The organism is Promicromonospora aerolata, assembly GCF_042682255.1.
In the GTDB taxonomy this organism is placed as follows: Bacteria; Actinomycetota; Actinomycetes; order Actinomycetales; family Cellulomonadaceae; genus Promicromonospora; species Promicromonospora aerolata.
Map to the genome: position 1 here is coordinate 4,567,199 of NZ_JBHUHF010000001.1, position 13,096 is coordinate 4,580,294.

Annotated in this window: 9 protein-coding genes and 1 pseudogene; 5 read left to right on the plus strand and 5 right to left on the minus strand. The window is 71.9% G+C overall.

The window, feature by feature from the left end; all coding sequences use genetic code 11:
- Positions 1-11: 11 nt before the first annotated feature.
- On the minus strand, positions 12-1,241 hold the full coding sequence (locus ACFSL2_RS20440) for an MFS transporter (RefSeq protein ID WP_377199598.1): 1,230 nt from the start codon (positions 1,239-1,241) through the stop codon (positions 12-14).
- Between the two features lie 587 nt (positions 1,242-1,828).
- On the opposite strand from ACFSL2_RS20440, the gene ACFSL2_RS20445 reads away from it, so the two are divergent.
- Both ACFSL2_RS20445 and ACFSL2_RS20450 read left to right on the plus strand, forming a co-directional pair.
- Positions 1,829-5,869: a hypothetical protein gene (locus ACFSL2_RS20445; RefSeq protein WP_377199599.1), complete on the plus strand. Its 4,041-nt coding sequence runs from the start codon at positions 1,829-1,831 to the stop codon at positions 5,867-5,869.
- Between the two features lie 89 nt (positions 5,870-5,958).
- Positions 5,959-6,327 carry a hypothetical protein gene (locus ACFSL2_RS20450; protein WP_377199600.1) on the plus strand — a complete coding sequence of 123 codons (369 nt, stop codon included), beginning with the start codon at positions 5,959-5,961 and terminating at the stop codon, positions 6,325-6,327.
- Between the two features lie 111 nt (positions 6,328-6,438).
- On the opposite strand, the gene mscL is transcribed toward ACFSL2_RS20450, so the two are convergent.
- The gene (gene mscL, locus ACFSL2_RS20455) at positions 6,439-6,864 is read right to left on the minus strand and encodes a large conductance mechanosensitive channel protein MscL (RefSeq protein WP_377199601.1); all 426 of its coding nucleotides are present in this window, start codon (positions 6,862-6,864) and stop codon (positions 6,439-6,441) included.
- Between the two features lie 161 nt (positions 6,865-7,025).
- Entirely contained in the window at positions 7,026-7,865 is an 840-nt protein-coding gene (gene cpaB, locus ACFSL2_RS20460) for a Flp pilus assembly protein CpaB (RefSeq protein WP_377199602.1), read from the minus strand.
- A gap of 225 nt (positions 7,866-8,090) precedes the next feature.
- Between cpaB and ACFSL2_RS20465 the strand changes: the two genes are divergently transcribed.
- Positions 8,091-8,315, plus strand: a complete 225-nt coding sequence (locus ACFSL2_RS20465; RefSeq protein WP_377200904.1) for a hypothetical protein — start codon at positions 8,091-8,093, stop codon at positions 8,313-8,315.
- A 62-nt stretch (positions 8,316-8,377) separates the two neighbouring features.
- On the opposite strand, the pseudogene ACFSL2_RS20470 reads toward ACFSL2_RS20465, so the two are convergent.
- Positions 8,378-8,476 (minus strand): annotated as a pseudogene (locus ACFSL2_RS20470) (FmdB family zinc ribbon protein); the annotation flags it as partial.
- A gap of 314 nt (positions 8,477-8,790) precedes the next feature.
- Between ACFSL2_RS20470 and ACFSL2_RS20475 the strand changes: the two are divergent.
- On the plus strand, positions 8,791-11,334 hold the full coding sequence (locus ACFSL2_RS20475; protein WP_465264546.1) for a penicillin acylase family protein: 2,544 nt from the start codon (positions 8,791-8,793) through the stop codon (positions 11,332-11,334).
- Positions 11,335-11,425: 91 nt separating this feature from the next.
- Here ACFSL2_RS20475 and ACFSL2_RS20480 read toward each other — a convergent pair whose 3' ends face one another.
- On the minus strand, positions 11,426-12,076 hold the full coding sequence (locus ACFSL2_RS20480) for a 5-formyltetrahydrofolate cyclo-ligase (RefSeq protein WP_377199604.1): 651 nt from the start codon (positions 12,074-12,076) through the stop codon (positions 11,426-11,428).
- A 227-nt stretch (positions 12,077-12,303) separates the two neighbouring features.
- Here ACFSL2_RS20480 and ACFSL2_RS20485 point away from each other — a divergent pair, with 227 nt between their 5' ends.
- Positions 12,304-12,915 carry a GNAT family N-acetyltransferase gene (locus tag ACFSL2_RS20485; RefSeq protein WP_377199605.1) on the plus strand — a complete coding sequence of 204 codons (612 nt, stop codon included), beginning with the start codon at positions 12,304-12,306 and terminating at the stop codon, positions 12,913-12,915.
- Positions 12,916-13,096: the final 181 nt, after the last annotated feature.

Below are 13,096 nucleotides of genomic sequence, written 5' to 3' on the forward strand. Positions count from 1 at the left end.
GTTGTTTCGGGCTACGCCGGCTCTCCGGCGTGGGCGATGGTTCCCAGGGCCTTCCAGATCAGGACCAGCGTGATCCCCGCACCGACGAACCCGAACCAGAACGGCGCGGTCAGCCCCCAGTGCTCGGCGATGAAGCCACCGAGCGCGTTGCCCAGCACGATCCCGCCGAAGACGCTCACCATGTTGAGCGAGCCGACCCGACCCTGCAGCTCGATCGGGGTGGCGCGCTGGCGCACGGCGTTGGAGATGGCACCCCAGACGAACGAGTAGACACCGAAGCAGAACATCGCGACGAACGCGCCCCACGCCGTCGTGTTGAGTGCGAGGACCAGGTGCCAGAGCACCTCGCACGTCAGGACGACGCGCATCAGTGTCGCGAGCGCGACACGCTTCTGGAGCTTGTCGAAGACGACGGTGCTGAGGAGGCCGCCCACGGCCATCGCGGTGGTCAGCAGGCCGAACTGCGGAGTGGTCATGCCGAGGTGCTCCGTCGCGTAGAGCACGAGCACGCCCATCGGCGCCGCATAGGTCACGTTGAACGTGAGGATCGTGAGCATCAGCGTCCGCACGGCAGGGGTGCGCCACACCCAGCGAAGGCCCTCGGCGATGTCCTGGCGGATGTGCGTGCGGGTCTCGCGCGGGGGGACCCGGGTCACCGCGACCCGCGAGACCAGCAGGATCGCCAGGGACGCGGTGACCGCCTGGACGGCGAACGGCCAGGCCATGCCTGCCGCGAACAAGAACGCCCCGATCGGGGGCCCGGCGAGCTGGTTCGCCGTCACGAAGCCGGCCATGAGCCGTGCCTGGCCGATCGCGAGATCCGCCTTGGGGATCACCATCGGCAGGAGCGTCTGGCTCGTGGAGTCGGCGAACACCTCGGCCACACCGAGGGCGAACATGACCGCAAGGACGAGGAAGACGTTCACGACGTCCGTGACGATGAACGTGCACAGCGCGGCGATCACCGCGACGCGCAGCCCGTTGGCGACCATCACCATGCGGCGGCGGTTCAGGCGGTCGGCGAGCGCGCCGGCCCAGAGGCCGAACAGGAGCCAGGGCAGTCGCTGGAGCATCGCGGCGAGCGCGACGAGGAACGCGCTGTCGGTCTGCGACGCCACCAGCAGGGGGCCTGCGGCGAGGGCTATGCCGTCCCCGATGTTGCTGGTCCAGGACGAGCCGACGAGCCAGCGGAACGACCGGCCGAGCCGGCGGGGAAAGACTGCCTCGACGAGTTTGCTCACAAATAGTCAAGTCTAGGTACGACGTCCATGCTTTTTTGTCGGGATCCGACGCCCTGCAGGAGGGGGTGATCTCCGCGACGCCGGACGCCGCCTCGACGGGGCCCGGACGGTGCGGGGCGGCAGGCAGCCGAGGCGGCGAGCGCACCGCGCGGGAACGGCGTGATCCTGCGGCAGAGGGGACTGTTTCGGCGCCGGGGAGGGGAGTCTCGGTAACGATTTCAGTCCGCCCGGGACACTACTTGGACGATCGTCCGACTCGGTGTTGACGTCCGCCGGGAACAGGTGCAGACTCTCACAAGACGGTGCGCATCGCCCGCCCCCTGCGCGGTGCGCACCGTCATACCCCGTCGGACCTCGGTCCGTCTGCGAAGCCCCTTCGGACCCCCTGCCGGAGGGGCTCTTGCATTCCCCGGCAACCTGCTGGGGGCGCCCGGGGCAACCTGCCGCGGGCGCCCGCAAGAAGGCGTCAGAACCTCGGGTCACCCGGGTGGCCCATGGTTCTGACACGCCCGGAGGATCTGGGGACCCGGCGTGTCGCGCGGCGTGGCGTCCGGCTCTTGCGCATGCCACGCGGTTAGCGTGCTGGTGTGAACGCTGCACGCCGCCAGACCGCAGCCGCCCCTGAGATCTCGGCCGATCTGTCCGAGGAGATCTCGGCCGCGCTGCAGGACGAGAACGTGGACCCGGCCACCGAGCTGGCCGCGTCGGAGGCCACGGGGTCCACGCCGGACGGTGTCCGGGACCCCATGACCGAGTCGGTCGCGCGCTGGCGCGCCGGGCTGGTCCAGCTCGCCGGGGGATCCTCCCTGGCAGACGTCGGACTGCTGGGCGAGGCCGTGATCGACCTGTCGGCGGCTCATCCCTCGGGAGTCGCCCAGCTCTTCGCCGGCCGACCCACCCGGCTGTCCAACCTGGTGCGTGAGGCCGGCGCGCTGCCGACCGCACGGCGTCGGGCGCGGGCCGTGGCCGCGCGCTCCGCCGAGCACGCGCAGCGGTACGGGGTGTCGCCCACGTATCTGGCGATCGGCGTCGCCACCTGGACCGAACGGCCGGCTCCGGGCAGCGACTCGAACGACATGGAGGCCATCACCCGGGTGCTGGGACCGGCGAGCGTCGCCCCGGCACCCGAGCACGACTCCGCCGACAGCCCGGCCGACGCCCCTGCCCTCACCGGCTCCGTCCCCATCGTGACGCTGGCCATGCCGGCCGGCCGCTCGGGGGCGCCGTCGGAGAGCGGGCGAGAGGACGAGCCCCGTGTGGTGCGCGCACCCGTGCTGCTGCGGCCCGTCATGCTCACGCCGCGCAGTGACGGCGAGGGCGACTACGACATCACGCTCGACCCCACCGCCGAGATCAACCCGGTGGTGGCGCGCACGCTGCGCGCGCACGGCGCCCTGATCGACCCCGCCGCGCTGGCCAAGGCGACGTTCACGCTCGCCGGCTTCAACCCGACCGATGTGCTGGACCGCGTCGCGAGCCTCGGGTCGGCGGTGCTCGGCGAGTTCCAGCTGGACCGGCGCGTTCTCGTGGGCACGTTCGTGCACCCCGGGCAGGTCCTGGTCGACGATCTCGACGAGCTCGGGCCCGACCTGGGCGAGCACGAGGTGGTCTCGGCGCTCGGCGGCGTGGACGACTCGGTGCGGCGCCTGGGGAAGGTGGAGCTCCCCGAGCCCCGCGTGGGCGACGCCGACCCGGCGCACGAGCGCGGCGTCGGCGACCTCGACCCGCACCAGCGCCACGTGGTGGACGCACTCGCCACGGGGAGCCACCTGTTCGTCGACGCCCCGGTCGGGTCGGACGTCGCGGGCACGCTCGCCGCCGTCGTCGCCGAGGCGAACGCGAGCGGCAGGTCGGTGCTGTACGTCCCGGGACATCGTCGGGCCGCGGACGCGCTGGCCGCGCGGCTGGAGTCGCTCGGGCTGGGCGGGCTGCTGCTCGACATCGCACCGGTCCCGACCTGGCGGACGTCGACGTCGCGCCGCCTCCTCGAGGCGATGGCGCCCGTGCAGGAGCGCATCGACGCCGACGAGGTGGCCCGCGTGCGCGACGCGCTGATCGGCTCCCGGGCGCAGCTCGCCGGCTACATCGGAGCGCTGCACCGTGTGCGCGACCCGTGGCGGGTCTCGGCGTACGACGCCCTGCAGGCCCTCGCCCGGCTCACGTCCGAGCGGCCCGCGCCGGCGACCCGGGTGCGCCTCGGCTCCGAGGAGGTGCTCGCGCTGAGCACGGAGCGCCGCGCCGAGCTCGCCGCCGACCTCGTGCGCGCTGCCGAGCTGGGCGCGTTCACGCTGAAGTCCTCGTCGAGCCCGTGGTTCGGCGCGCACATCCTGACCGACGACGACGCACGGTCGACCCTGACCAGGGTCACTCGGCTGGTCGACCAGACCCTGCCGAAGCTGCGGGACCAGATCGAGTACGTCGCGCGGGTGACAGGCCTGGTCAAGGCGTCGACGGCACACCAGTGGGGCGAACAGCTCACGATGCTGGGCGGGATGCGGGGCACGCTCGACGTGTTCCAGCCGATGGTCTTCGAGCGCACCGCCGCCGACATGGTGCAGGCGACGGCGTCGCGGCGGACCCGCGCCGAGCAGGGCGTCGAGATGGGTTGGCTCGCACGGCGTCGGCTGAAGCGGCGGGCGCGCGAGATGGTGCGCCCGGGTGTCCGCGTGCCCGACATGCACGCCGCTCTCGTCGAGGTGCAGCGTCAGCGTGAGGTGTGGCAGGCGCAGTGCCCGCGCGGCGGGTGGCCCACGCTGCCGGAGGGCCTGGCGGGCGTCGAGGAGACCTACGAGGCCGTCCGGATCGACCTCGAGGCGCTGGAACCGGTGCTGCGCTCGTCGCACGCGGGCGGCGAGCTGCTCGACCTCGACCTGTTCGCGCTGGTCCAGCGGCTCGCCTCCCTCGCGGAGACGGAGGAGGCGCTGGCCCCGCTGCCCGAGCGCACCGCCGTGCTGCGTCGGCTGCGCAAGGCGGGGCTGGGCGAGCTCGTCGACGACCTCACCGACCGCCGCGTGGAGGTCGACCTCGTGGGGCCGGAGCTGGAGCTGTCGTGGTGGTCCTCGGTGTTCGAGCAGATCCTGTCCACCGAGCCGGACCTCGCCGGACAGGACGGTGCGGGGCTGGACGCCCTCGCCGGCCGGTTCCGCGAGCTCGACCGCCGACACGTCGCCTCGCTCTCCGCACCCGTGCGGGCCGCGGTGCGTGCGCACCTCGGCGGGGCGATGCGGGACGAGCGGGAGGACGCCGAGGCGCTCTACGCGAAGCTCGTCGACGGTGGCCTGAGCTCCATGCGCGACCTCGTGTCCGCGCACGGGTCCACCGTGCGGCGGTTGCGGCCCACCTGGGTGTCCACACCGACGATGGTGCCGCACCTGCTGCCCGCCGAGCGCAGCGCCGACCTCGTGATCCTCGACGCCGTGCAGCACGTGCCGGTCGAGGTGGTCGTACCGGCGCTGGCCCGGGGCCGGCAGATCGTCGTGGTCGGTGATCCGCGGTCGGCGTCGGGTACCGCGGTGCGGGACCTGGCGCGGCTGCTGCCACGCGTCACGCTGCAGTCCGAGCCCGCGCGCCGGGACCCGCAGCTGACGGGGCTGCTGACCGCGCACGGCTACGAGGGCATCATGCGGCCCGCACCCGTACCGCGCACCGAGGCGCTGGTGCACTTCTCGCTCGTGGACGGGACCGGCATGCCCGACCCGGACTCCGGCACCGTCGAGTCGACGACCGCCGAGGTGGAGCGCGTGGTCGACCTCGCCATCGAGCACGCGATGACCCGGCCCGAGGAGACGTTCGGCATCGTCACCGTCACCGCTGCGCACGCCGACCGCATCCGTGAGCGCCTGCTCGCCGAGGTGCGTGCCAACCCCGCGCTGGCGCCGTTCTTCGCCGGGTCGCGGCCCGAGCCGGTCGTCGTCGCCGACGTCACGGGTGTGGCCGGGCTCGCTCGCGACACGATCGTGCTCACCCTCGGGTTCGGACGCACCCCGCACGGCCGCGTGCTGCACCGCTTCGGCGTGCTGGGCGACGGGGGTGGCGAGGCGATGCTGCTCGGCTCCCTGGGCGCGGCACGCAAGCGGCTGCACGTGGTGTCGTGCTTCCCGGCCTCCGACCTGGATCCCGAGCGGTTGCGGGGACCTGGTCCGCAGATGCTGGCGAAGGTGCTGTCCTTCGCCGAGGAGCGGTCGGGGCTCGCCGACCAGGTCGAGATCGGCAACGGCGTGGACGTGGCCCGGTCGGTGGACCGCCTGGTCGTGGACCTGGGGGAGCGGCTGTGGCGCTCCGGCCTGGTGGTGGAGACCGACTACGGGCTGCCCGGTGGAGACCGCATCCCGCTCGCGGTGGGACATCCCGACCTGCCGGGCGAGCTGCTGGTGGCCGTGCTCACCGACGACGCCGCGTACGTGGCCGAGCCCTCCATCCGGGTGCGTGACCGGCAGCTCGCGGAGCGGCTCGAGCGGCTCGGCTGGGTCGTGGCGCAGGTGTGGTCGGCGGCCGCGTTCCTGGACCCGGACGCCGAGGCGGAGCGGGTGCGGCGCGTGGTGCTGTCCGTGCGCGATGCTCGCGTGGGAGTCTCGGGCGGGGTGGCGCCGGCGGCGGAGCTCGTGGTGCCGCAGGTCCTGGACGACTGAGGGCTCGGGCCGCGGTGGTGCGGTGGTGCTGAGCGCGGTCGGTTGCCGAGGTGAGCGAGCCTGGTCCGCTGCGGGGCGACAATGGTGGGGTGAACGAGCCCGAGAACCAGTCAGCCGATCCAGCGTCCTCGGCCGATTCGCCGGCGACTGCTGCCGAGTCGGCGGCTGCCGCTGTGCCGGCGACTGGTGCCGAGCCGGGGACTGGTGCCGGGCCGGCGGTTGCCGCTGGGTCGGCGGTTGCCGCTGCGCCGGCGACGAACGGCGACGGCCCGGCGCGGCGTCGAGGGCCGCGGCGCGCCGTACGGCGCGGGACCGAGCGCGAGGCAGTGCCCGGCGTGAGCGCCGACGAGCGCCCGGCGGGCTGGGGCGAGGGGGCCGACGGCCGGACCGCCTCCGACGCCGGCCACGACTCGAACGACGAACAGCTCCGCCGCGACGTCCCGCCCCACTGGGCTTGAGAGGTGTGCTCACCGGACGACTGTCGGATGGTCGGTAAAGGTCAGGTGGTCGGCAGCCCGGGCTGCCGACCACCTGACCTTTTACCGACCATCCGTGTTACCGACCCCCTGCTAGTTGGAGTTCGGGTTGGCGGTGGTGCCCGACTGGACACGCAGCAGGTCGCGGATCTCGGTGAGCAGCACGACCTCTTCGGCAGCGGCCTCCTCGACGACCTCCTCCGAGGACTTGTGCAGAGACTTCAGCCTGTTGATCGGAACGATCACGAAGAAGTAGACCGCGGCCGCGATCAGCAGGAACATGATCAGGCCCTGGATGAACAGGCCGATCGGGAACTCGGTGGACCCGCCGCGCCAGTTGGGGACGCTGAACGCGATCGCCGAGAAGTTGGGGGCGCCCACGAGCCACCCGATGAGCGGCATGATGAAGCCCTTGACGAGGCCGTCGATCACCGCCGAGAAAGCACCGCCGATCACGACGGCGACAGCGAGGTCGAGCACGTTGCCGCGCGTGATGAATTCTTTGAAGCCCTGAAGCATTGTGGTCCCCTGCAGTTGTTCGCGTTGGTCTTGGGCCGCCAGGACCGGCCCGGTCAAGGGATTCTGCGGTTCTTCTGGCGATTCCGCACCTTGACCGGACATTCGGCAGAATTGCGGCGCCGTTTGCCCAACTATGCCCGATCTCGCCGTCGGAGATCGACCTACGGGACCAAGACCGCCGTGACCGATCCCCAGCCCGAGACCGCCGACAGGTCCGGCGCGTCGTCCGGGGCGACGGCGACGAGCGTGACGGTCCGGTCGCCGTCCGGTGCCGGGCCGAGCAACCCACCCGCTGCCGCCGGCTCGCGGCCGGCGGGCACCGGAAGCACCAGCGCACCGCGTGCGAGGTAACGGGGCGCTCCGGGCTGTGCGGGCCCCGACGTCGTCGCGGACAGCAGGTCGACCCGGTCGCCGGGACGCAGCAGGGCAGCGACGGCGTCGTCGGACAGGCGGACCGGGACCACCACGGTGCCGCGCGGGGCGGCGGCGGAGACGCCGGCATCGGACAGGAGGGTCGTGTGCAGGGGTGCCCCCGCAGGCAGTCCGACGACCGCCGCGCGGCCCAGCAGACCGTGCACGGTGCGTACCGCGCCCGGTGGGGCGAGATCGGTGGCGATCGCGCGCACTACCACGTCGTCCCTGGTGAGCTCCGTACCGGCCGCGACGGGGCGCGTAGTGACCGCGACGTCCACCGTCGGTGGCGGCGGCGGGCGCAGGACGTGCACCGTCTGAGCGACCGCAAGGCCGAACAGGGCGGCCGCGAGGGCGAAGCGCCAGCGCCACAGGACCCGTCGTGCCCGGCGGAACGCCACGGATCGGGGCCGTCGTGACCGCGGCCCAGGTGGCCGAAGCCGGCTCGGACGGGAGAGGACGTCGGCGAGGCTCGAACGCGGCCGGGCCGATGCCGGCGCCTCCGCCCGGCTCCACGGCGTGCGCGGGCCGGGGCCGGGCGGTGAACCGTGGCGTGCGACCGGTTCGGCGATCGTGTCGAGGAGTCCCATGCCCGTGACGTTATGCAGCGACGGTCGGTCGCGCCGTCGTCTGCGGGTCGGCTGTGCACGGTGGGGGAAAAGCGCTGCCTGTGGTCGGGCTCGCAGCGTTGCAGCCCCGTCGGGCGGGTCGGCCCGCCGGGCAGGGCATCCGAGGCTCGGGAGACCGGCCTCGGTGCCTCACCGGGAGATCGGTCCGTCGATGGACCGATCTCCCGACCAAGGACCGAAGTCGTCGTGGCGCGCGGTCAGGCCGAGGCGGCCTTCGACGTGCTGGACCCGCTCGACGACCCGCCGGACGAGGACCCGGACGAGCTCGACGAGCCCGACGACGAGCCGGAGCTGTCCGAGGACGAGCCGCTGGACGAGCTGGACGAGCCGGACGACGAGTCCGACGAGGACTCACCCTTGCCGGACTTCACGGTGCTGTTCGTCGAGGTGCTGCGTGAGTCCGTGCGGTAGAAGCCGGAGCCCTTGAAGGTGACGCCCACGGAGCTGAACACCTTTCGCAGCCGGCCCTGGCACTCGGGGCAGATCGTCAGCGACGAGTCGCTGAACTCCTGGTGGATGTCGAACGCGTGGCCGCAGTCGGCACACCGGTACGCGTAGGTGGGCACGTGCACTCCTCTTGGACGTCAGGCCGGGCGGGGCGTCGCGCGCCCGCACGAACCGGCTCTGGCACTCGGGGTTTCCGAGTGCCAATAGTAACGGTCGAGCGGCTGGGGATAGTCCCAGGAACTCCTGAACGTGTTCACCGGGGAGCGTTCACTCAAGCACAGGGGCGGGCGGTAGTCTCCACTGCGTGTCCGCGACCACTTCCGCCGAGCCCTTAGAGCCCGCCGAAACAGCCACCTCCGACGGTGCGCGACCCACCAAGCCCCGTCGTACTCGTACCACGCGTGTCCGCCAGTTCATCGTCGGCACGACAGTCGTCCTGGTGCTCGTCCTGGTCGCACTGACGACCTTCGGCTGGCTGACCGGGCGCCGTCCGCTTCCGGAGCATTCCGGCGAGGTGCAGGTGGAGGGGCTCAGCTCCGACGTCCGCGTCAGCCGCGATGCCCAGGGCGTGCCGCAGATCTACGCCGACTCGGCCGACGACCTGTTCCGCGCACAGGGTTACGTGCACGCGCAGGACCGGTTCTTCGAGATGGACTACCGCCGCCACGTGACCGCCGGCCGTCTGGCCGAGCTCGTGGGCAACAACGCCGACGCGATCCAGGCCGACATGGTCATTCGCACGTTCGGCTGGCGGCATGTCGCCGAGGAGGAGTTCAACATCCTCGACGACACGACGCGGCAGTACCTCCAGGCGTACGCGGACGGCGTGAACGCCTACATCGCGGACCGCGACCCGGCCGAGACCGCCGTGGAGTACACGGTGCTCGACGTCAGCGTCGAGGTGAACGAGCCGGAGCCGTGGGACCCGATCGACTCGCTCGCCTGGCTCAAGGCCATGGCCTGGGACCTGCGCGGAAACTACGACGACGAGCTCGACCGCGCGCTGGCGTACAGCACGCTGGGGGACGCGTCGCGCGTCGCGGAGCTCTTCCCCGCCTATTCGGGCACCGGCAACGCGACCGTGCTCGATCCCGCAGAGGCAGGGGTTCCGCAGGCGACGCAGCAGACCCAGGCGACCGAGACGGCGTCGGGTGCCGGGGACGTGTACAAGAGCCCGCACCTCACGGAGGCGCTGGAGTCGGCGCAGCGGGCCCTGGACGCGGTACCGGTGCAGATCGCTCGCGGCGAGGGCACCGGCTCGAACTCGTGGGCGGTATCGGGCCAGTACACCGAGTCGGGCAAGCCGCTGCTGGCGAACGACCCCCACCTCGACCTCGCCGCTCCCGGCATCTGGGCGCAGGTGGGCCTGCACTGCAACGAGGTGGGGCCCGAGTGTCCCTTCGACGTGTCCGGGTTCTCGTTCTCCGGCTTTCCGGGCGTGATCATCGGGCACAACGCGGACATCGCCTGGGGCCTGACGAACATGGGCGCCGACGTCACCGACTTCTTCATCGAGCGGGTCCGCAACGATACGTACCTGCGTGGCGCGGACGAATGGGTCCCGATGGAGAAGGAGACGGAGGTGATCCGGGTCGACGGTGGTAGCCCGGTCGACCTCGAGGTCCGACGCACCGTGCACGGCCCGATCGTCTCGTCCGTCATGGACGAGGCCACGATGGAGGCGGTGCGCAACGCGCCCACGGAGACCGGCACCGAGCTGGGCCAGTACGAGATATCGCTGCAGTGGACGGCACTCGAGCCGGGCCACACCGCCGATGCCGTGTTCGAGATGAACCGTGCGAAGAACCCGGCGGACATGAAGGCGGCGGCCGCCAAGTTCGAGGTGCCGGCGCAGAACATCGTCTTCGCCACGACGGACGGGCAGATCGGCTACCAGGCGCCGGGCAAGATCCCGGTGCGGGCGAGCGTGCCGGGTGCGGTGGAGTCGGACGGCACGTGGCCGCGCCCCGGCTGGGACGCCCGCTACGACTGGACCGGGTTCGTGGCCAAGGAGCAGATGCCGGGCGTGATCGACCCCAAGGAGGGCTTCGTCGTCGCGGCGAACCAGGCCGTGCTGCCCGGGGGCAGCGGGCCGTTCCTCACCCGGGACTGGGACTACGGGTACCGGTCGGAACGCATTCGCACGCTGCTCAGCGATCGGATCGCGCAGGGCAGCAAGCTCTCGGCCTCCGACATGTCGGACATCCAGATGGACCAGTGGAGCGTGTTCGCCGACACGCTGGTGCCCGTGCTGCTCGAGGTGGAGCTCCCCGCCGGCTACGACTCGGACGGCCAGGCGCTCCTCGCCGACTGGGACGACTACTCCATGGACGCGGACTCCGCGGCCGCCGCGTACTTCGCCGCCGTGTGGCGCAACCTCCTGAAGACCACCTTCAACGACGAGCTGCCGGAATCCATGTGGCCCGACGGCGGCAGCCGGTGGCTGGCGGTGATCCAGGGCATGCTGGACAACCCCAACGACGCCTTCTGGGACGACAAGTCCACCGTGGCCGTGGTGGAGAGCCGGGACCAGGTGCTCACCGAGGCACTGGTCAGCGCGCGCCAGGACCTCACCGTCGAGCTCGGCAAGGACACCAGCGACTGGGAGTGGGGAACGCTCCACCAGCTGAGGCTGGAGCACCTGGTGCTCGGCGGGTCCGGCATCCCGGCCCCGGTCGCCGCGTACATGAACCCGCTGCCGGTCAAGGTCGGGGGCGGCTCCTCGATCGTGAACGCCACGGCGTGGGACGCCGCCAGCGGCAGCTTCGAGGTGACGAGCGGCCCGTCGATGCGCATGGTCGTCGACCTCGCGGACCTCGACGCCTCGACCTGGGTGGTCGTGACCGGCACGTCCGCGCACCCGGCGGCGGAGCACTACGACGACCAGCTCGACGCGTGGGCGACGGGGGAGACCTTCGCGTGGCCGTTCAGCGCCGAGGCGGTCGACGCCGCACAGGAGGACGAGCTCATCCTCACCCCGTGAGGTAGCGCTCGCGCCGGCCGAGCGGGTCAGGGCACGTCTCGACCTGCTCGGCCGTTCGGCTGCCCGACCGGCGACCGGCGAGCGGCGGGGGCTACGGCTCGCCGAGCCAGCGCCAGTCGGTGGTGGTGGCGACGGCGTGCACGAGGACGTCGTGCTCCTCGCGGGGCAGCGGGTGCTCCGCGGCGTCGTACACCTCCTCGGGGAAGACGACGGCGATCACGTGCGCGCCCGGCCGCAGGTGCGTCAGGGCCCGGTCGTACCAGCCGCCACCCTGGCCGAGGCGCACCCCACGGGTGTCGATGGCAAGGGCGGGCGCCAGGACGACGTCGGCCAGCTTGGTGGCGTCGGTGCCCAGGGTGGGACCGCCGGGCTCGGGCGGCCTGCCCGGGGCACGCTCCAGCAGGTCGTCCGGACCGGTGTAGTCCGCCCAGTCGCGCGCCAGGCCCGCACCGAGCACCGGGAGCAGCACACGGACCCCGCTACCCGTGAGGCGGTCCAGGAGCGGCAGCATGCCCGGTTCGGCGCTGCGCGCGGCGTACGCGGCGACGCAGCCCGCGTCGCGAACCTCGGGAATTGACTCGATGATGTCGGCTAGTGATTCGGCCGCTTGTGCCCGCTGTCGGGCCGTTCGGTGCCCGCGCTGCGCGCGGATCGCGCGGCGGAGCTCTTCCTTGGCGTCGCCGGTCTCCATCCCGGGTAGGACGGGGTACGGCTGTGGCGTCGGAACAGAGATGCCGCTCATGACCGCTATTGTGCCAAGACTCCGAGACAAGATTGTTACGAACAGCGTACGAAGAAGGCGAGAACATGACCGAGCGGCTGCTCGACGGGTCCGAGACCACCGAGCGTGGTAGACCCTCTCCAACGCCGGGATTCGTCATGGGACGTGGCAAGGGGCGAACGATGATGCCGTCGAGCAAGTCAGACGCGCCAGAAGGTGCGACGGGAAAGTTTGTTAAGGGGTGGACGGTGGCCAAGCCTTGGCCGGTGACGCTGCGTGAGGACACGGCGGCCGGATCGGTCGTGCTGCGCCCGCTCCGGCGGCGCGACGCGAGCGACTGGGCCCGGCTGCGGGCCGAGAACGCAGCCTGGCTGGAACGCTGGGAGGCGACGGCGCCCGGTGCGAACCGGTACATCGCCTCCACGTTCGGCGAGTACGTGCGGTCGCTCTCCGCGCAGGCACGCGCCGGGACGTCGCTCCCGTTCGGCGTGGAGCTCGACGGCGCCCTCGTCGGACAGCTGACGGTCTCCTCCATCACGTGGGGCTCGATGTGCTCGGCGAGCATCGGCTACTGGGTCAGTCAGAGCGTTGCCGGGCGGGGCGTGATCCCCACGGGCGTGGCGATGGCCACCGACTACGCGTTCTTTCTCGGGCTGCACCGCATCGAGATCAACATCCGGCCCGAGAACAAGCCGAGCCTGCGCGTGGTCGAGAAGCTCGGTCTGCGCGACGAGGGGGTGCGCGAACGCTTCCTGCACATCCAGGGTCAGTGGCGCGACCACCGCACGTTCGCCATCACCCGGGAAGAGGTTCCCGAGGGGCTGCTGACGCGCTGGCAGCGGCTGCGGGACGCGCCCTGACGGTGGGACACGCCGTGCGCGGTGCGGCTGGGCGCGGCGATGCTCGCCTAACGTCGTGTCGTGGAACCGACTGCAGGATTGACAGCCGCAGCGCTGTTCGTCCTGTGGTTGGGCTACTGGCTGCCAAGCCTGGTGCGCCATCGGTCAGAGCTCGCGGACTCGCGGGTGACGGACCGGTTTT

What these genes read in the sequence shown, in the direction of transcription:
- mscL (WP_377199601.1), bottom strand. Translation starts at nt 6,864, where the DNA reads ATGCTTCAGGGCTTCAAAGAATTCATCACGCGCGGCAACGTGCTCGAC.
- cpaB (WP_377199602.1), bottom strand. Translation starts at nt 7,865, where the DNA reads ATGGGACTCCTCGACACGATCGCCGAACCGGTCGCACGCCACGGTTCA.
- ACFSL2_RS20480 (WP_377199604.1), bottom strand. Translation starts at nt 12,076, where the DNA reads ATGAGCGGCATCTCTGTTCCGACGCCACAGCCGTACCCCGTCCTACCC.